Raw genomic sequence first — 352 nt, 5'->3', positions numbered from 1 at the left:
AAGTCAGGAAGGATGAGAAAAAGCCTGAAACAAAGCCAGAAACAAAGCCAGCTAACGACAAAGATGCACCTGTCATTGTGCAGTCGTATAAGTTCTGGGGCCGTTCGGATCGCTTTATTCATTTTGAACACGATGTCGACGTCAATAAGGGCGCATTGAATTTGAGGTCGGATAAAGCCAGTTATCGTTTTCTGGAAGATGAAGTAGAGGCGAGTGGCAATGTCAGGGTAGAGAAAAATGGCGACTGCTATTACGGGGATAATGCGACCGTCCAGCTCGAATCCGGCGCCGGACGTATCGATAACCCTGTCTACAAGCTGTTACGCAGTAATGCGCAGGGGCACGCAAGGCG

The 352-nt window shown here is 49.1% G+C and carries 1 pseudogene; it reads left to right on the top strand.

The window, feature by feature from the left end:
• Positions 1–352 (top strand): annotated as a pseudogene (locus tag KDM89_RS20665) (LPS-assembly protein LptD); the annotation flags it as partial.

It is taken from the genome of Cognatundibacterium luofuense (genome assembly GCF_018139685.1).
Classification (GTDB): Bacteria; Pseudomonadota; Gammaproteobacteria; order Burkholderiales; family Burkholderiaceae_D; genus Undibacterium; species Undibacterium luofuense.
Note: the sequence above shows the minus strand (reverse complement) of the source record. Positions and strands in the feature narration are given on the sequence as shown.